At 59.7% G+C, this 18146-nt stretch carries 17 protein-coding genes; 10 read left to right on the top strand and 7 right to left on the bottom strand.

Annotated features, from left to right (window positions below; translation table 11 throughout):
• Positions 1 to 69: 69 nt before the first annotated feature.
• The 4 genes from FAA97_RS13955 to FAA97_RS13940 are packed head-to-tail and all read left to right on the top strand — an operon-like array spanning position 70 to position 4273.
• On the top strand, positions 70 to 1407 hold the full coding sequence (locus FAA97_RS13955; RefSeq protein WP_136599153.1) for a COG4223 family protein: 1338 nt from the start codon (positions 70 to 72) through the stop codon (positions 1405 to 1407).
• Positions 1408 to 1410: 3 nt separating this feature from the next.
• A complete protein-coding gene (locus tag FAA97_RS13950; RefSeq protein WP_136599152.1) occupies positions 1411 to 3075 on the top strand; it encodes a heme biosynthesis protein HemY in 1665 nt (554 codons plus the stop codon).
• Between the two features lie 9 nt (positions 3076 to 3084).
• The gene (locus FAA97_RS13945; RefSeq protein WP_136599151.1) at positions 3085 to 3561 is read left to right on the top strand and encodes a tellurite resistance TerB family protein; all 477 of its coding nucleotides are present in this window, start codon (positions 3085 to 3087) and stop codon (positions 3559 to 3561) included.
• The gene (locus FAA97_RS13940) at positions 3554 to 4273 is read left to right on the top strand and encodes a glutamine amidotransferase (protein ID WP_136599150.1); all 720 of its coding nucleotides are present in this window, start codon (positions 3554 to 3556) and stop codon (positions 4271 to 4273) included. Before FAA97_RS13945 ends, FAA97_RS13940 begins: the two co-directional genes overlap by 8 nt.
• On the opposite strand, the gene FAA97_RS13935 is transcribed toward FAA97_RS13940, so the two are convergent.
• Positions 4258 to 5505, bottom strand: coding sequence for an MFS transporter (locus FAA97_RS13935; protein WP_136599149.1), 1248 nt, complete (start codon positions 5503 to 5505; stop codon positions 4258 to 4260). The two genes, FAA97_RS13940 and FAA97_RS13935, sit on opposite strands and share 16 nt — an antisense overlap.
• A 124-nt stretch (positions 5506 to 5629) precedes the next feature.
• Here FAA97_RS13935 and FAA97_RS13930 point away from each other — a divergent pair, with 124 nt between their 5' ends.
• Both FAA97_RS13930 and FAA97_RS13925 read left to right on the top strand, forming a co-directional pair.
• Positions 5630 to 5920 (top strand): YggT family protein, encoded by a 291-nt coding sequence (locus FAA97_RS13930; protein ID WP_136599148.1) that lies wholly within the window; start codon positions 5630 to 5632, stop codon positions 5918 to 5920.
• Positions 5917 to 6231, top strand: a complete 315-nt coding sequence (locus FAA97_RS13925; RefSeq protein ID WP_136599147.1) for a DUF167 domain-containing protein — start codon at positions 5917 to 5919, stop codon at positions 6229 to 6231. The genes FAA97_RS13930 and FAA97_RS13925 overlap by 4 nt, the downstream gene beginning before the upstream one ends.
• 3 nt (positions 6232 to 6234) lie before the next feature.
• Here FAA97_RS13925 and ppa read toward each other — a convergent pair whose 3' ends face one another.
• The 4 genes from ppa to FAA97_RS13905 form a co-directional block, all read right to left on the bottom strand.
• A complete protein-coding gene (gene ppa, locus FAA97_RS13920) occupies positions 6235 to 6768 on the bottom strand; it encodes an inorganic diphosphatase (RefSeq protein ID WP_136599146.1) in 534 nt (177 codons plus the stop codon).
• 117 nt (positions 6769 to 6885) lie between these two features.
• The gene (locus FAA97_RS13915; protein WP_136599145.1) at positions 6886 to 7392 is read right to left on the bottom strand and encodes a GNAT family N-acetyltransferase; all 507 of its coding nucleotides are present in this window, start codon (positions 7390 to 7392) and stop codon (positions 6886 to 6888) included.
• A 175-nt stretch (positions 7393 to 7567) separates the two neighbouring features.
• On the bottom strand, positions 7568 to 9391 hold the full coding sequence (gene typA, locus FAA97_RS13910; RefSeq protein ID WP_136599144.1) for a translational GTPase TypA: 1824 nt from the start codon (positions 9389 to 9391) through the stop codon (positions 7568 to 7570).
• Between the two features lie 159 nt (positions 9392 to 9550).
• Positions 9551 to 11614 (bottom strand): M3 family metallopeptidase, encoded by a 2064-nt coding sequence (locus tag FAA97_RS13905; protein ID WP_136599143.1) that lies wholly within the window; start codon positions 11612 to 11614, stop codon positions 9551 to 9553.
• Between the two features lie 193 nt (positions 11615 to 11807).
• On the opposite strand from FAA97_RS13905, the gene FAA97_RS13900 reads away from it, so the two are divergent.
• Together FAA97_RS13900 and FAA97_RS13895 are read left to right on the top strand one after the other, a co-directional pair.
• On the top strand, positions 11808 to 12233 hold the full coding sequence (locus FAA97_RS13900) for a hypothetical protein (protein ID WP_136599142.1): 426 nt from the start codon (positions 11808 to 11810) through the stop codon (positions 12231 to 12233).
• 118 nt (positions 12234 to 12351) lie between these two features.
• Positions 12352 to 13542, top strand: coding sequence for a multidrug effflux MFS transporter (locus FAA97_RS13895; protein ID WP_206110027.1), 1191 nt, complete (start codon positions 12352 to 12354; stop codon positions 13540 to 13542).
• A gap of 60 nt (positions 13543 to 13602) precedes the next feature.
• On the opposite strand, the gene FAA97_RS13890 is transcribed toward FAA97_RS13895, so the two are convergent.
• Positions 13603 to 14823, bottom strand: a complete 1221-nt coding sequence (locus FAA97_RS13890) for an argininosuccinate synthase (RefSeq protein ID WP_136599141.1) — start codon at positions 14821 to 14823, stop codon at positions 13603 to 13605.
• Between the two features lie 268 nt (positions 14824 to 15091).
• Between FAA97_RS13890 and FAA97_RS13885 the strand changes: the two genes are divergently transcribed.
• Together FAA97_RS13885 and FAA97_RS13880 are read left to right on the top strand one after the other, a co-directional pair.
• Entirely contained in the window at positions 15092 to 15955 is an 864-nt protein-coding gene (locus FAA97_RS13885) for an SDR family NAD(P)-dependent oxidoreductase (RefSeq protein WP_136599140.1), read from the top strand.
• A gap of 74 nt (positions 15956 to 16029) precedes the next feature.
• On the top strand, positions 16030 to 16671 hold the full coding sequence (locus FAA97_RS13880; RefSeq protein ID WP_136599139.1) for a LysE family translocator: 642 nt from the start codon (positions 16030 to 16032) through the stop codon (positions 16669 to 16671).
• 30 nt (positions 16672 to 16701) lie between these two features.
• Here FAA97_RS13880 and rlmN read toward each other — a convergent pair whose 3' ends face one another.
• On the bottom strand, positions 16702 to 17940 hold the full coding sequence (gene rlmN, locus FAA97_RS13875) for a dual-specificity RNA methyltransferase RlmN (protein WP_246041462.1): 1239 nt from the start codon (positions 17938 to 17940) through the stop codon (positions 16702 to 16704).
• Between the last annotated feature and the right edge of the window lie 206 nt (positions 17941 to 18146).

Raw genomic sequence — 18146 nt, 5'->3', positions numbered from 1 at the left:
ATCTTCACCCTTTCCTTCCTAGGTGTCACTGACTACCTTTAAAGCTGCTGATGAAATTGAGAGGTTGCCATGGTGTCCGGAAAGCCCCCGCGTCGATCGAAAGCTCCGCAAGAGCCGGTCACCATTGATCTGAAGGCTGACGAAGCGCGGAGTGGCGCCGAAACTGAGACAGCGGCGGATGCGGCAACCGCGCCGCTGGATGACAGTGTCGCACCGCTCGACGCCAACCCACAATCCAACGGGCCCAATCAGGAAGATCCGCAGTCTGAGAAAGACAGCGTGACAACCGAGGACATCGGCGCAGCAGGGATTGGCGGCGACGGCACCCCACTCGAGCGTGATGCCGCCCAAGCCTCAGCCCCCTCGCCGGAAACGCCGCCGAGTGAAGCGGCTGCAAGAGAGCCTGCCGCGCCGATCCCGTCCACCCAGCGCTCCGGCCCATCGACGTCGACACTGGTTGCCTCGGGCATTCTTGGCGGGCTTGTCGCTCTCGCGCTGGCTGGCAGCATGCAATATGCCGGGGTGTTACCGAGCATGGGACCTGAAGATGTCTCCACTCAAACCCCAGCGCCCGCGACCGAAGATCTGGCAATACTGAGATCCGAAGTCGAACAACTTTCCGCCAAGCTGGCCTCCCTTCCGTCTGACCCGGCAACCGAAGATCCGAAATTGCAGGAAAGGTTGGCCGCGCTGGAAAACTCTGTCGCCGCACAGGCCAACCAGCCGGCTCCACAGCCGGATACTGCAGCGCTCGACGCGTTGCGTGCCCAACTCAACAGCGCCAATCAGGCCATCGCCGCGCTGAGAACCGAAATTGAACAAAACCGCACAAGCCTGGAAGACAGCAATCAGCGTCTGGCAGACGCAGAAAAGCGGCTGGAAGAACCACGCAACGACGTCGAGATGGCGCGCGCGATTGCCCTTGCCGGTCTGAAGACGGCAATCGACCGCGGCGGCCCCTTCCTGTCCGAACTTGAGGCGCTCCGCAGCATCGCGCCTGAAGACCCGACGGTCCAGGCGCTTTCCGGCATTGCAAAGGCTGGCGTCCCGTCTCGTGTTGATCTTTCTCGGGATTTCGCTCCGGTTGCGGATGATATCCTTGCCGCAATCCACGCACCTGCCGAAGGGGAGAGCTGGAGTGATCGCCTGCTCTCGAGCGCCCGCTCCCTGGTCAAGGTTCGGCCGATCGGCAATGTCGAGGGCGATACACCGGAAGCGCTTGTTGCACGCATCGAGGACAAGCTCAAAAATGGCGATGTGAAGGGCGCCCACCTGGAGTGGCAGGCGCTGCCGGAGGCCGGGAAGACCGCATCACAGGCGTTTGCAGAGAAGCTCGATGCCCGTATCAAGGCTGAAGAGGCCGTCAGCCAGGCGCTTGCCCAGACCGTTGCCGGAAGAGAGGGCTGATCCATGCAGACGGTAGTTAAGCTTCTCTTTTTCTTTCTCCTGGTACTGGCCGTCGGTTATGGCTTTTCCTGGATCGCGGATCGACCCGGCGATTTGTGGCTGGAATGGCAAGGCCAACGTTATCAGACAGATCTGATCGTTGCGATTACGGCGCTGGTCGCCTTGATTGTCGTCACCATGGTGGCCTGGTGGCTTTTGCGTAGCCTCTGGACCTCACCTCATGCGATGAAGCGGTATTTTCGCGCTCGCAAGCGTGACCGCGGATACCAGGCGCTGTCGACAGGCCTGATTGCGGCCGGTGCCGGCAATGCGGTTCTGGCACGGCGCATGAGTTCGCGCGCGCGCAGCCTGATCCGCGCCGATCAGGAGCCATTGATCATGGTCCTCGACGCGCAGGCAGCGCTGATCGAAGGCCGCCATGACGAAGCCAGGCAACTGTTTCAGCGGATGGCAGATGATCCCGAAACGCGCGAACTGGGACTTCGGGGCCTGTATGTCGAGGCGACCCGGCTCGGGGCCCACGAAGCGGCCCGCCAATACGCCGAGACCGCAGCAGAACACGCTCCTTATCTGCCCTGGGCTGCGAAGGCGACGCTTGAGCACCGCTCTCGCGCTGGCCACTTCGATGACGCAGTTCGCTTGCTGGACCAGCAACGCATCGCCAATGTGCTCGACCGTCACGAGGCGGACCGGCTGAAGGCGGTGCTTTTGACGGCCAAGGCCGAAAGCCAGCTGGAAGCCGACCCTTCTGGTGCGCGGGACACGGCGATGAAAGCCATCAAGCTGGCCAAGGATCTGGTGCCGGCCTCGATCGTCGCGGCGCGAGCCTATCAGCGCGAAGACAATCTGCGAAAGGCAGCCCATATCCTGGAGCAAGCCTGGCGCCAACAGCCCCATCCGGAAGTCGCGCAGCTCTACATGCGTCTCAGATCCGGTGACAGCGCAGTCGATCGGTTGAAAAAGGCCGACAAGCTGGAAGCTCTGAAGCCCAACAACTATTACTCGCTGCTGTCGGTGGCAGAAGCTGCACTCGATGCCGGAGAATTCTCCAAGGCACGCCAGAAGGCAGAGGCCGCAGCCCGAATGGCATCGCGCGAGCGGGTCTACCTGCTGCTGGCCGATATCGAGGAAGCCGATACAGGAGATCAGGGCCGTGTCCGCCACTGGATGGCACATGCGTTGAAGGCACCACGCGACGAGTGCTGGATCGCAGACGGCCAGGTTTCGGACAAGTGGATGCCGATTTCCCCTGTCAGCGGCAAGATCGATGCCTTCGAGTGGAAAATGCCTTTTGGTCAATTGGAAGGTCCCGTCGAGGAGGGAGCTGCATCGCCCGGCGAAACCGCCGTTGCAGCATTGCCTCCCGTAACGCCTTCTCTAACGCCCGTTGCGACCTCGGGCACCACCCGCCCAGCCGAGCTGCACCAGCCGGCAGAGGCTTTGAATGGAACCAGCACCGTTGAACCGAGCGCACCTGCGCGGGCAAAGCCATCGGTCGACATCACACCTGCCGCACTGACAGCTGCAGCGCCATCCTCGCCTGCGCCTGCGACGACGACTGACGACAAGATTGTCGAACCCTTCTTCGGCCGCCCTCCGGACGACCCGGGCGTCAAGGATCCGAACCTTCAGGATCTGGAACCGAAGACACGACTGAAACTTTTCTGACAGGTGGCCATGTTCGAGCGACTGCAAGCATTCTTCCAGGGACTGGCACAGCAAAGCGAAAGTGCAGCTCTTGCGCCAGACGATCCGCGCATCACGGTGGCAGCGCTTTGTTTTCAGATCATGGAGGCGGATGGCGTGGTTCGTGACCGCGAACGCCGCAAGCTCGAAGAGATCCTGAAGGAGAAATATGGTCTGGATGGAGCGGCTCTTCAAAAACTGATGGTCGCGGCGCAGGCAGCGGAAAGCGACGCGGTCGACTATTATCGCTTCACGACCGCGCTAAAACGCCAACTCGATGTAGACCAGCGCCTGAATCTCGTTGGGATCCTCTGGGACATCGTCTATGCGGATGGAGATCGCAGCGAGATGGAGGATCATGCGATCTGGCGTGTCGCTGAGCTGCTGGGTATCTCGCAACGCGAAAGCATACACCTCAGGCAAGAGGCTGCATATCGGGCCGGACTCGACGCGACGCAGGATGATTGAGAAAGCCGCAACACCAAGGTCCATACTTGTCGTTCTGCATCAGGAACGATCGAGCGCGGGACGCGTCGGTCAGATGCTCGAGGAAAAAGGGTTTCACCTCGACATCCGTCGCCCTGTACTCGGAGATCCGCTTCCCAGGACCCTGAGCGACCATGTTGGCGCGGTGGTTTTCGGCGGCCCGATGAGCGCGAATGATCCGGACGATTTCATCAAGCGCGAGATCGACTGGCTCAGCATCCCGCTCAGAGAAAACAAACCCTATCTCGGGATCTGCCTTGGTGCGCAGATGCTCGTCAACCATCTTGGTGGAAAGGTGGAGGCGGACCGGGAGCAACGCACCGAAATCGGCTGGTATCCCATTCGCCCGACCGAGCACGGCCGGCTTCTGATGCAGTGGCCTCAGATGGTCTACCATTTCCATCGCGAGGGCTTTTCGCTGCCGCATGGCGCCAAACTCCTGGCTACCGGCGACGTCTATCCGAACCAGGCCTTTCGCTATGGCGAGAATGCCTGGGGCGTACAGTTTCACGCCGAACTCACCCGTGCCATGATGCATCGCTGGGTGGTGCATGGCGCACACCGCTTTATCCTCCCGAATGCGCAGCAGGGCCGCGAACACCTGGAAGGGCGCATGATTTTCGATGCGCCGCTGCGGACCTGGCTATGGGAGTTTCTCGATCTCGTCTTCTTAAGAGATCAGCGCGGTTCCTGACGCTCCGGCGCTTCGAGATTGTCGATCTTGCGCAATTGCGGGAAACCGAGCGCCCAGGCGATGGCAACCGCGAGCGTCCCGAAACCACCGATAACAACCGCTGGAACCGGACCGATGAAATGCGCCATGGTGCCGGCACGGAATTCGCCGAGTTCGTTGGATGCGCCGACAAACACCATGTTCACGGCATTCACACGGCCGCGCACCTCATCCGGCGTCCAAAGCGCAATCAGGGTCTCGCGGACATAGACAGACGCCATGTCCGCCGCCCCCATCAGCATCAGCGCGACGATGGAAAGCCAAGCGACATCCGAAAGCCCGAAGACGATGGTGCCTGCCCCGAAAAGCGCCACCCCAATGAACATGAACATCCCGGCATTGTGCCGGATGGGAAAACTGGCAAGCCCGATCGCAACGATGATTGCGCCGATACCGGGTGCGGCTCGCAAGAGGCCAAGTCCCCAGGGGCCGAGATCGAGGATGTCACGCGCGAAGACCGGCATCAGCGCAACAGCCCCTCCCAGCAACACGGCGAACAGATCGAGCGAGATCGCTCCGAGCACCACCTTCTCGCCGAAAATGAAGCGGAACCCGGCGAACAGCGTATCGACGGTAACCGCCTTTTCCGAGGTCCGCTGGGGCGGCCGCTTGACCAGAAAGACGAGGATAGCAGCGGCCGTGAAGAAGCCGAAGGATACGGAATAGGCGACGATAGGGCTCGCACCATAAAGAAGACCTCCGGCGACAGGACCGACAATCGAGGCCGTCTGCCAGGAGGAGGAATTCCAGGCGACCGCATTGGAGAGATCCTTGAGCGGCACCAGATTGGGGGCGAGAGACTGCACTGCGGGCGCTGCGAAGGCGCGCTCGATGCCGAAGATCACCAGAATGGCAAAGACGATGGTCGGCTCGAAGGCATCGGCAACCGTCAGGCCAAGGAGCGCTGCGGCACAAACCGAACTGACAATCATGCAGACAGACACGATCGCGCGACGATTATATCGATCGGCAACAGAGCCGGTCACTAGGATCAGAAGCAGCGACGGCAGGAACTGCACCAGGCCTATGAGGCCGAGATAAAACACATTGCCCGTCTGGTCATACATCTGCCAGCCCACGGAGACGCTGAGGATCTGCGTGGCGAACGCACCCAGAAAGCGGGCGAAGAAGAAGCGGGTGTACGAGGTATGGCGGAAGGCAGCAAACCGGTCATCGACCGAAGAAACATGCATTGGAAATACCTTGGGCTGCGGGACGGAGCGCCGTTAAACATGAATCGGAATGCGTGGTCCCCTTCCACTTGTCCGTTAAGTCGCCAATGTCTACATCTCTGTCAACCGCGAAATGGAGACATGCATGTACGCACTGCTGCAAACGATTGACCTTGCCCTGAGCATCTTCACCTGGATTCTAATCGGAAGCGCGATCTTCTCCTGGCTGTATGCATTCAACGTCATAAACTCTGGCAACCGGTTCGTCGCCATGCTGGGCCAGTTCTTCTACAATGTGACAGAACCGGTGCTGCGCCCGATCCGCCGCTTCATGCCCGACCTTGGTGGTATCGACATTTCGCCGATTGTCGTGCTGCTGATCATCTTCTTCCTGCGCTCGCTGCTTTGGACCAGCCTTGCGCCGCTGGTGCTGTGACCCGTCCCTATCGTTGCTTCAGTGATCATGTGCTGCTCACCATCAGGCTCACCCCGAATGGCGGGCGCGATATTCTTGAGAGTGTCGAAGTCACCGCAGACGGCCATGCCCATCTGCGGGCACGCGTCAGCGCAGTTCCCGAAAAGGGAAAAGCCAACAAGGCGCTGATCGCCCTCCTGGGCAAAAGCCTGAAATGTCCGAAATCGGCGATAACACTCGCATCGGGTGATACTGCCCGACAAAAAATCCTCCGGATCGATGGCGACCCGGAGGATTTGGCAAAACGTCTTGATAGTCTGATGTCGATCTGAGACTTACTTTTCGATCTTGGCGCGCTCGATCGATTCCAGGATAATCTGCTTGGCAACATCGACATCCTGCCAGTCGCCGATCTTGACCCACTTGCCCGGCTCCAGATCCTTGTAGTGCTCGAAGAAGTGCTGGATCTGCTTCAACGTGATTTCCGGCAGGTCGGTGTAGTTGGCAATCTTGTCGTAGCGGCGCGTCAGCTTCGGTACGGGAACGGCGAGGATCTTCTCGTCCATGCCACCGTCGTCTTCCATCATCATCACGCCGATCGGGCGTACGTTGATGACGCAACCCGGAACGAGCGGGCGGGTGTTGCAGATGAGAACGTCGAGCGGATCACCATCCTTGCACAGGGTATGCGGCACGAAACCGTAATTGCCCGGATAGGTCATCGGGGTGTAAAGGAATCGGTCGACCACAAGCGTGCCGGCGTCCTTGTCCATTTCGTACTTGATAGGATGGCCGCCGACCGGAACTTCAACGATGACATTGATGTCTTCCGGCGGGTTCTTCCCGATGGCGATGGCGTCGATGCGCATATTTTAGACCCCGTAGAGTGTTGAATTCCTGCGCTACCTAATGCGTATTATGCAGCAATGCAACACGGCTTTGGGCGTGGTTCCTCTCACCTTTGCGGCGGAAACCGGTGGACTTTGTCAGTTCCAGACAAAGCCCAGCTTTTTCAGATTGACGTCATCGAAGTCTTCGACCCCCTCGACCGCATCCACGCCGCCATTCGACCGGAAGAAGTTCGCAGCGATTTCGCTGTCTTCCAGGCACCAGACAACCAGTCCCTCGCAGCCAAGTTGCTTGAGAAGGTGGCGCGCTTCGGTAAACAGCTGGTGCCCGAGACCGACGCCCTGGTATTCGGGCCTCACGTAAAGCTCGTAGATCTCGCCTTCATGCGGCAGGGCTCTGGCACGGTTGATGCCACAAGAGGCGTAGCCGGCGACCTTACCGGCGACTTCAACGACGAGGATACTGGCCGGGCCGCGCGTTGCCTTGCGCCACCAGTTTTCACCGCGTCGCTCGATCATGCGGGTCAGGGCGCGATGCGGAATGATGCCGGCATAGGCGTGGCTCCATGCGGCACGATGCGCCTCTGCAATCTCTGGAGCGTCCGACGGCTCTGCCAGCCGCATATCGATCGACAGCGTCTTCATAACGTCGTTTCACCCCTGGCAGATGCCAATGACACTGGCCCTTTAACCGGACCCGCGGCGAACTTAACGCTTTTTTAAGGGATGCCGCAAGCGCGCGTCATCACCCATGCACAGACAAAAACCCCGGCCACAGGGACCGGGGTTTGAATGTCAAATCAGACAAGATGGAAGAAGATCAGATCGCTGCCTTGGACTTTTCCATGCGCTTGCGGTCGTTCGCGTCGAGGAACATCTTGCGCAGGCGGATAGACTTCGGCGTGACTTCCATCAGTTCGTCGTCCTGGATCCAGGAGAGCGCGCGGTCAAGCGTCATGCGGATCGGCGGGGTCAGCTTGACGGCTTCGTCCTTGCCGGCCGAACGAATGTTGGTCAGCTGCTTGCCCTTGAGCACGTTGACTTCGAGGTCGTTGTCGCGCGTGTGGATGCCAATGATCATGCCCATGTAGACCTTGTCGCCCGGCTCGATGATCATCGGGCCGCGGTCTTCCAGGTTGAACATGGCGTAGGCAACAGCTTCACCCGACTGGTTGGACAGGAGAACGCCGTTGACGCGACCGGTGATCGCACCCTTGTAGGGCTGGTAGTCGTGGAACAGGCGGTTCATGATCGCCGTGCCGCGGGTATCGGTCAGAAGTTCCGACTGGTAGCCGATCAGGCCGCGGGTCGGAGCAAGGAACTTCAGACGAACGCGGCTGCCGCCCGAAGGACGCAGCTCGGTCATCTCCGCCTTGCGCTCGGACATCTTCTGGACGACGACACCGGAATGCTCTTCATCGACGTCGATGACGACTTCCTCGATCGGCTCCAATGTCTGGCCTGTCGCTTCATCCTTGTGCATGACGACGCGCGGACGCGAAACGGCAAGCTCGAAGCCTTCGCGGCGCATGGTCTCGATCAGAACGGCGAGCTGAAGTTCGCCACGGCCGGACACGTAGAACGAATCCTTGCCTTCGGCTTCTTCGATCTTCAGAGCGACGTTGCCTTCAGCTTCCTTGAACAGACGGTCGCGGATGACGCGCGAGGTGACCTTGTCACCTTCGGTGCCGGCAAGCGGGCTGTCGTTGACGATGAAGGACATGGTGACCGTCGGCGGGTCGATCGGCTGCGCCGTCATGGCTTCGGTAACCGAAGGATCGCAGAACGTGTCGGCGACCGTACCCTTGGACAGGCCGGCGATGGCGACGATGTCACCCGCATGGGCTTCTTCGATCGGCTGACGCTCGATGCCGCGGAAAGCGAGGATCTTCGAGATACGGCCGGTTTCAACCGTCTTGCCGTCCTGAGACAGAACCTTGACGGCCTGGTTCGGCTTGATCGAGCCGGACGCGATGCGGCCGGTGATGATACGACCGAGGAAGGGATTGGCTTCGAGAAGCGTGCCGATCATGCGGAACGGGCCTTCCTCGACCTTCGGCTCCGGCACGTGCTTCAGAACGAGGTCGAGCAGCGGCGCCAGGCCTTCGTCCTTCGGACCTTCCGGGTTGACGTTCATCCAGCCGTCGCGACCAGAACCGTAGAGGATCGGGAAGTCGAGCTGCTCGTCGGTGGCGTCGAGATTGGCGAAGAGGTCGAAAACTTCGTTGATGACTTCTTCGTGGCGGCCGTCCGGACGGTCGATCTTGTTGATCGCAACGATCGGGCGAAGGCCGACCTTCAGCGCCTTGCCGACAACGAACTTCGTCTGCGGCATCGGGCCTTCGGACGAGTCAACGAGAACGATCGCGCCGTCCACCATCGAGAGGATACGCTCGACTTCGCCGCCGAAGTCGGCGTGGCCGGGCGTGTCGACGATGTTGATGCGGTGACCCTTCCACTCGATGGAGGTCGCCTTGGCCAGGATCGTGATGCCACGTTCCTTTTCCAGGTCATTCGAGTCCATCATGCGCTCGGCGGTGCGCTGGTTCTCACGGAAAGAGCCCGACTGCTTCAGAAGCTCGTCGACAAGGGTCGTTTTTCCATGGTCGACGTGCGCGATAATCGCGATGTTGCGCATTTTCATGTTTGTGATCTCTGATAGCTGGGGCGCAATACGGGAGAGAGGCGCCGATTTACTTTGGCGCGCTCTTACCCTGTTTTTTGCATTTGCGAAAGGGGGAAACGCTGAAACGCGCCGGCGATGGTTACCGCCGGCGCTGGCCAAAACTCTGCGGGAAGCAGTTTAAGCGGCAAGCCCCTTCTTCTTCAGCATGGCGTCGGGGCTTGGCATCTTGCCACGGAATGCCTTGTAGGCCTCCTCCGGATCGACCGCGCCGCCGACAGAGTAGATGTTTTCCTTCAGCTTGCGCGCAGTTTCGGCATCGAATGCATTGCCCGCTTCCTCGAAAGCAGCAAAGGCGTCGGCATCCAGCACTTCCGACCACATGTAGGAATAATAGCCTGCAGAGTAACCGTCGCCGGAGAAGACATGCTGGAAGTGCGGCGTCGCATGGCGCATGACCAGGGAGGATGGCATACCGATCTTGGAGAGGACATCGGCTTGAACTGCCATCGGATCCTCGATCGCAGCCTGCGTGTGAAACGCCATATCGACCAGCGCGGACGATGTGAACTCCACGGTATTGAACCCGGCATTGAAAGTGCGTGCGGCAAGAACCTTGTCGAGCAGCGCCTGAGGCATGGCGGCTCCGGTCTCGTAATGCACGGCATAGGTTTGCAGGATTTCCGGCACAGTCAGCCAGTGTTCATAGAGCTGGGACGGCAGCTCGACGAAGTCACGCGAAACGCCGGTGCCCGAGACCGAGGGGTAGGTCACGTTGGACAACATCCCATGTGCCGCATGGCCAAACTCATGGAAGAGAGTGCGCGCATCGTCGAGCGACAAGAGCGCGGGCTGACCGGCCTCCGGCTTGGCGAAGTTGCACACATTGTAGATGATCGGGATCTCACCGTGCTGCCCGTTTTTCAGCGTCAGACGATGCTGCGACTGGAACGAGCTCATCCAGGCGCCGGAGCGCTTTGAAGGGCGCGCAAAGTAATCGCCGAGGAACAGCGCCACGAGCTTGTCGTCGCGGTCACGGATTTCGAAGACCCGGACGTCAGGATGATAACCTGTCACGTCCTTCATCGGCACGGCATGAATGCCGAAGATCCGGTTTGCCACATCGAAACAGGCTTCAATGATCTTTTCCAGCTGCAGATAGGGCTTGAGCTCGGCCTCGGAAAAATTGAACCTCCGCGCTCGCAGCTTCTCGGCATAATGGCGCCAGTCCCAGGGGGCGACCTCGTGATTGCGCCCATCTTCGGCGATGAGCTCCGCAAGGTCGCGTTCTTCCGCCTCAGCCTGGCGCACCGCCTTTTCCCAGACCTGCATCAACAGGCCATTCACGGCATCCGGTGTTTTCGCCATGGTGTTGTCGAGCTTGTAGGCAGCGAAGTTCGCATAGCCGAGAAGCGCGGCCTTCTCGGCGCGCAAGGCAAGCGTTTCCTTGACGATCTCGCGATTGTCCGTCTCACCGCCATTCATGCCACGGGATGTCCAGGCCTTGAAGGCCTGCTCCCGCAGATCCCGGCGCTCGGAAAAGGTCAGGAACGGCTCGATGATGGATCGGGACAGCGTGACGATATGGGTATGTCCACCGCCATGAGCATGGGCGGCAGAAGCCATGGCATCGCGCAGAAATTGCGGAATACCGGCAAGATCTGCTTCTCCCGACAAGGGCAAGACCCAGGATGTCTCGTCGCTCAACACATTCTGCCCGAAACGCGCACCGAGACTTGCAAGCCGCTCGTTGATTTCGGCAAGGCGCTCCTGCTCAGGCTTGGGCAGCTTTGCGCCCGAACGCACGAAGCCCTTCCAGTGACGCTCCAGCACGCGCACCTGTTCGCCATCAAGGCCAAGGGCATCGCGACGGCTCCACAGCGCATCGACGCGGGAAAACAGCGCGGCATTCATGCTGATCATCGAATAGTGACGGGACATCTTGGGCGCAATGTCGCGCTCCAGCGCCTGGATCACAGGATTGGTATGCGCACCCGCCTTGTTCCAGAACAGCGCCGAGACGCGGGACAGCGCATCGCCCGCGATTTCCAGCGCTACGATCGTATTGGCGAAGGACGGTTCATCCTGCTGGCCCGCAATCGCGTCGATTTCCACCTTATGCTCTCGCAGCGCAAACTCGAATGCAGGCGCGAAATCCTCGTCGGCAACCTTCGTAAAGTCAGGCAGCCCGTGCGGACCCGACCACTCAAAGACTGCGCGATTGGAGACAGCTTTATCGCTCATGAAAACTCCTGGGGCCTGGGCCTAATGCCGAAGAGAAAAACCTTACCTGATATGGAAGGAAGGACAGACAAAGACAACCATTCAAGAAACGGTGCACAAACATATAATTGAACGGAAAATTAGGGCAAATTGATTGACGATTTTTCGAATGTGACGCTAAACCGAATCATCCCATGATGAGGATGGTCAAACCATGGAAATCTTTCCAATTCGTCCAGTCGGCGGCTCGTTGAAGCTGAACGACACGCGCCAGACATCAGACGCGCGACTTGGTACCTTCGATCCGTTGAAGGAGGCCGCCGAGACCAACACCGTTTTCGAGGAAGCACTTTCGGTTTTCGCCTCGATGACACCGCGACGGTTGCGCGAGATTGCGGCCGAAAGCTACCATCGTGACGAAATCGACGAGCAAACCTATCGAGAACTGGCAACGGAACTGCCGATGCAGGCCGTCGATCGGAACGGCAACGTGACGGATCTTTCTGACCTCACCGAAGACACGAATTTCGACTACGCTGAGTATTTCCGCACGCAACAATCGCTGGCCGAGATGATCGGCGATATGGACATGGCCGAATCCTACTCGAAGGTTCTCGATTTCTTCGGCCGAACCGCATGATGAAGGATCGGCAGGGCAAGATTTAATACTCGCCCTCGGCCCTGATCCGTCCTAGATCTTGCTTGAGGCGCCTCCGGCTGTGAGGCGCCGATTTTGTTTTGACCAGAATCGAGTCCGCATGACTGCCGCAATGATGAGCGAACGGCGCACCACCTTTCTCGGGGCGCTGCTGACCACTCTTGGCCCCATCTCCATGTCGCTCTACACGCCAGCCATGCCGGAACTGGTGCGAGCCTTCGACACGACCGAAGCGGCGATCAAGCTTACGCTCTCCTTCTATTTTGCAGGCTTCGCCGTGGCACAGCTGATTGCAGGTCCTCTCGCCGACGCACTGGGACGCAAGAAGGCAACGCTGCTTTTTCTCGGAATCTACGTATTCGGCTCGGTTCTGGCGACATTTGCCAGCTCCGTTGACCTCATCCTGGTGTCGCGCCTCATCCAGGGGATAGGCGCCTCAATCGGCGTGGTGGTCGGCAGAGCGATCGTGCGCGACCTCTATACGGGCCCAAATGCCGCACGTATCCTGAACACCATAGGCATTTTCCTGGCGATCGGCCCGGCCATGGGGCCGACTTTGGGCGGCCTGACGCTTGGCGCATTCGGCTGGAACGCGGTATTCCTCCTCCTGGTCGGCTTCGGTCTGCTGAGCATCGGCTGCGTGATTGTCTTCCTTCGGGAAACCACCACGCCTGACCTGGCCAAGCTGCGTCCAGTGCAATTGGCGGCAAATTACGGCACCGTGCTCCGCACCCCGATTTTCCTCGCCTCCTCCTTGGTGTTGAGCGGCACGATCGGCGCGCTCTATGCGCAGTCAACGATGTTGCCCTTCATCCTCGTCAATGAAATCGGATTGACACCAACCCAGTTCGGTATGGGCATGCTGATGCAGTCCGGGGCCTATCTCGGTGGCTCCCTGGTTCTTAAGGTCGTATCGCGACGCGTGTCGGGGCCAAGGGCCGCACGGATCGGCATCACCCTCTGCGGCTTCGGTGCCATCAGCATGGCGATGTCAGTCGCACTTGTGACCCCGTGTTTCCTGTCCATCATGACACCGGTTGCGATTTGCACCTTCGGCCTCGCCTTTCTGAGCCCGCATGTCGTGACAATGAGCATGGCGCCCTTCGGTCACATCGCCGGGTCCGCATCGGCCATGACCGGCTTCCTCCAGATGTCCGCTGGGTTTCTCGCAGGTGTGGCAGCAGCACTCATCGGCAATCCCTTAACCGCCTTCGGGATCATCATTCCCTTCATGGAGCTCAGCGCTCTCGCAGGCTTCCTCTGGCTTTCCCGTCTCAACAGAGCGACATGAAAAAAGCCGCCTCTCCAATCGGACAGGCGGCTTCGAACTCTATGGATTGAAACCCGCGGCTTAGTCGCGATTACGCTTGGCGAGTGTGCGCAGGCGCAGCGCGTTGAGCTTGATGAAGCCGGCTGCGTCCTTCTGGTCGTAGGCGCCCTGGTCGTCTTCAAAGGTGACGAGCGTATCGGAATACAGCGACTTCGCCGATTCCCGGCCGATGACCATGACATTGCCCTTGTAGAGCTTGAGCGTCACTTCGCCCTCGACATGCTCCTGGCTCTTATCGATGAGGGCCTGCAACATCTCGCGCTCCGGCGAGAACCAGAAGCCGTAGTAGATGAGCTCTGCATAACGCGGCATCAGCTCGTCCTTCAGGTGCGCGGCACCACGGTCAAGCGTGATCGATTCGATGGCCCGGTGAGCGGACAGAAGAATGGTGCCGCCGGGTGTCTCGTAAACGCCGCGCGACTTCATGCCGACGAAGCGGTTTTCGACGAGATCGAGGCGACCGATGCCGTTGTCGCGACCGTAGTTGTTGAGCTCGGCCAGCAGTGTCGCCGGGCTCATGCGCACGCCATTGATAGAGACAGCGTCACCCTTTTCGAAGCCAACCTTGATGATGGTTGCCTTGTCGGGAGCCGCTTCCGGCGAAATGGTGCGCATGTGCACGTATTCGGGCGCCTCGACGGAGGGGTCTTCGAGAACCTTGCCCTCGGAAGAGGAGTGCAGCAGGTTGGCGTCGACGGAGAACGGCGCTTCACCCTTCTTGTCCTTGGCAACCGGGATCTGGTGCTGTTCAGCGAAATTGAGAAGATCCGTACGGCTCTTGAAGGCCCAGTCGCGCCACGGCGCGATGATCTTGATGTCGGGATTCAGCGCGTAGGCAGAAAGTTCGAAACGAACCTGGTCGTTGCCCTTGCCGGTTGCACCATGGGCAATCGCATCGGCGCCAGTCTTCTTGGCGATCTCGATCAGGTGCTTGGATATCAGCGGACGAGCGATGGAGGTGCCGAGCAGATAGACGCCTTCGTAGACGGCGTTGGCACGGAACATCGGGAAGACGAAATCACGGACGAACTCTTCGCGCACGTCTTCGATGAAGATCTCCTTGATGCCGAGCATCTCCGCCTTCTTGCGAGCCGGCTCGAGCTCTTCGCCCTGACCAAGGTCGGCGGTGAAGGTGACGACTTCAGCGTTGAGTTCGGTCTGAAGCCATTTCAGGATGATCGAAGTGTCGAGACCGCCGGAATAGGCGAGGACGACTTTCTTCACGTCTTTTGGGAGTGCCATATCGATGTTCCGTCTGGAGGGAGCGAGGCTCAAACCCCGCCTGGATCAAGAATGGCGGCACTTTTAGCCAGATTCCGCTTGCGTGCAAGGGCAGCCGAGGACTTGCCATGATCGATTATCGGCTGACGTCTGGCGAGCCTCTGGTCTGCACAGGCTTTGAGTCAGTCCGGGGTCCCGTCGTCATGGACGCGCCGTCACGTTGACGATGTGTAGGCAAGATACCATATCGCCGACAGCCACACACCACCGGTTTAGAAGGAGTCAATTCATGACGATCCAACATCCTGCGCTCTCGAGGGGGCATGTCGCCGTCATCACCGGAGCCGCATCCGGCATCGGTCTGGCGGCGGCCAAGACATTCGCCGGTGTGGGTCTGAGCGTGGTGCTCGTCGATCTCGAGGGAGACCGGCTGGCGAGCGCGGCAACAGAAGTCACCGCACTTGCACCGGGTGGGGAGGCCGATGTCGTTGCGATTGCGACCGATGTGTCCAAACTAGACGAGCTCGAGGCTCTTGAGCGCGCCGTCATCCAGCGCTTCGGACGCGTACATGTATTGATGAACAATGCTGGCATCCAGCCAGGCAGCGCCCTTTTCGGCCCTCAGGCCAACTGGGAAAACGTGCTCGCCGTCAACCTGATGGCCGTGGTCAACGGAAGCCGCATCTTCGGCCCCGGCATGGTTGCCCACAAGGACCCCGGCCTCATCATCAATACCGGATCCAAGCAGGGCATTACGACGCCGCCCGGCGATCCTGCGTACAATGTCTCCAAGTCCGGCGTCAAAGCCTTCACCGAGGCACTGCAGCACGAACTGCGCAACATGCCGGACTGCAATATCAGCGCCCACCTGCTGATACCGGGCTTCGTCTTTACCGGACTGACCGCAAACGACAGGACGGAAAAGCCTGATGGTGCCTGGACGCCGGAGGAAACCGTCGAGTTCATGCTGGACAGCCTGGAACGCGGTGATTTCTACATCTTGTGCCCCGACAATGAAGTGCCGCGCGCGCTCGACGAGAAGCGAATCGCCTGGGCAGCGGGCGACATCGTCGAAAACAGACCACCGCTGTCGCGCTGGCATCCTGACTATGCTGACGCGTTCAAGGCCTACCTTTCCGTCCCGACGGAGTGATTGGCAAGCTCATCAAAGACCGCTAATGTTGAAACGCCCGCAGTTCGCGGGCGCTTCTTTTTGCGGTGGCCCTTATGGATTTTCTGCCCAGCCTGCCTGTTTTCCTGGCGTTCAGCCTTGCGATGCTGATCCTCGCGATCACGCCTGGACCCGACATGACCTTATGGATCAGCCGATCGCTGCGCGACGGCCGGACGATCGGCCTCATGACGCTGGCGGGAACGAGCTTCGGGATTGCGGTCCATACGATGCTGGTGGCCTTCGGTGTATCGGCCCTGATCGTGGCCTCGCCGACGGCCTTCCTCATTCTGAAGACGGGGGGAGCCGCCTATCTGCTGTGGCTGGCGCTGCAGGCCATCCGCCACGGCTCGAATTTCGTCGTCAAGGCGGAGGGCGAAGCCGTAGCCTCCAGACGGGGCGCTTTTTTGAACGGACTTTGGGTCAATCTGCTCAACCCCAAGGTCATCATCTTCTTCATGACCTTCTTGCCGCAGTTCGTGACCGCTTCCGATCCTGATGTCACGGGCAAGCTGATCTTTCTCGGCCTGTGGTCGATCGTCTTGTCGATGCCGCTCGGCATCGGCATCGTCTATGGCGCGGATTTCATGTCGCACTGGCTGCAGACAAACCGCAAGGTCTTGCGCGGCATCGACTACACTTTCGCCGGGGTCTTCTCGATCTTCGCCGCAAAAATCCTCATGACGCAGTCAAGATGACCAAGGGGCGCGAGGGCAGCTGCCCTGCGCTCAATCGTCATCCTCACCGTGACCGGCGATCATCATCGCCTCAAATGCCAGACGCTCCGTCTTGCGCATGCGCTCGGATTCCGATTTCAGCTGGCCGCAAGCCGCGAGGATATCACGTCCACGAGGCGTTCTGATCGGCGAGGCAAAGCCGGCTGCGTTGATGAAATCGGCAAATTTCTCGATCTGCGCCCAGTCGGAGCACTGGTAGTTGGTGCCCGGCCAAGGGTTGAACGGGATGAGGTTGATCTTCGCCGGCACGCCCTTGAGCAGCTGCACCAGACGCTTGGCATCCTCCAGACTGTCGTTGATGTCCTTCAGCATCACATATTCGAACGTGATGCGCCGGGCATTCGACAGACCCGGATAGTTGCGACAGGCTTCGATCAGCTCCGCCAGCGGATACTTCTTGTTGATCGGCACGAGAATGTCGCGCAGATCGTCGCGCACGGCATGCAGCGAAATGGCAAGCATCACGCCGATCTCTTCCCCCGTCCGGTAGATTTCCGGCACGACGCCAGACGTGGAGAGCGTAATCCGGCGCTTCGACAATGACAGCCCGTCGCCATCGGAGGCAATCAGCAGCGCTTTCTTGACCTCTTCGAAATTGTAGAGTGGTTCGCCCATGCCCATCATCACGATGTTCGTGACCTTGCGATCGCTGGAGGGAACCATCGCACCGACAGAGGTATCGCGATCGGGAAAATCGCCGAGCCTGTCTCGGGCCAGCAGAAGCTGGGCGAGAATCTCTTCCGCCGTCAGATTGCGCACGAGCTTCTGCGTGCCCGTATGACAGAAGGAGCAGGTCAGCGTGCAGCCTACCTGGCTCGATATGCAGAGCGTACCGCGCCCCTCCTCCGGGATATAGACGCTCTCAACTTCGACCGGGCGGCCCGCACCGCGCGGCGGGAAGCGCAGAAGCCACTTGCGCGTTCCGTCGTTCGACACCTGCTCCTCGACGATCTCAGGTCGGGCGATGGTGAAATGCTGCTTGAGCAACTCGCGCATGTCCTTTGCAACATTCGTCATATGGTCGAAATCCGACACACCACGCACATAGAGCCAGTTCCAGATCTGCGAGACCCGCATCTTGATCTGCTTCTCCGGCACGCCCTTCTCGCGCAGCGCCTGGCCCATCGCTTCGCGATCGAGGCCGATCAGGCTTGGCTTCTCGGCAAACGCGACGGGACGTGCGGAGGCCGTCGCAGAATTTCGCTCAGGAAGAGTCACGGTGACAGTCATGTGCAAGACCTCGATGCCACAGCTATCAGCCTGCTCTCCCGGAGCGGCTCAAACCTGGCACTGTGTGAATTCGGTTTGGGATATTGCCAACAGCTGAATTTCCCATGTTCGGGCGCAATTAGCAGCTTTTTTGCAATTCGTCACCCCGCCAACAGACGGAATGGTAAAACGCAACGAGGGCCGGATAGACCGGCCCTCGCACAATT

It is taken from the genome of Peteryoungia ipomoeae, assembly GCF_004912165.1.
Lineage (GTDB): Bacteria > Pseudomonadota > Alphaproteobacteria > Rhizobiales > Rhizobiaceae > Allorhizobium > Allorhizobium ipomoeae.
The sequence above is the reverse complement of the archived record's forward strand: the minus strand, read 5'-3'. Positions and strand labels throughout refer to the sequence as shown.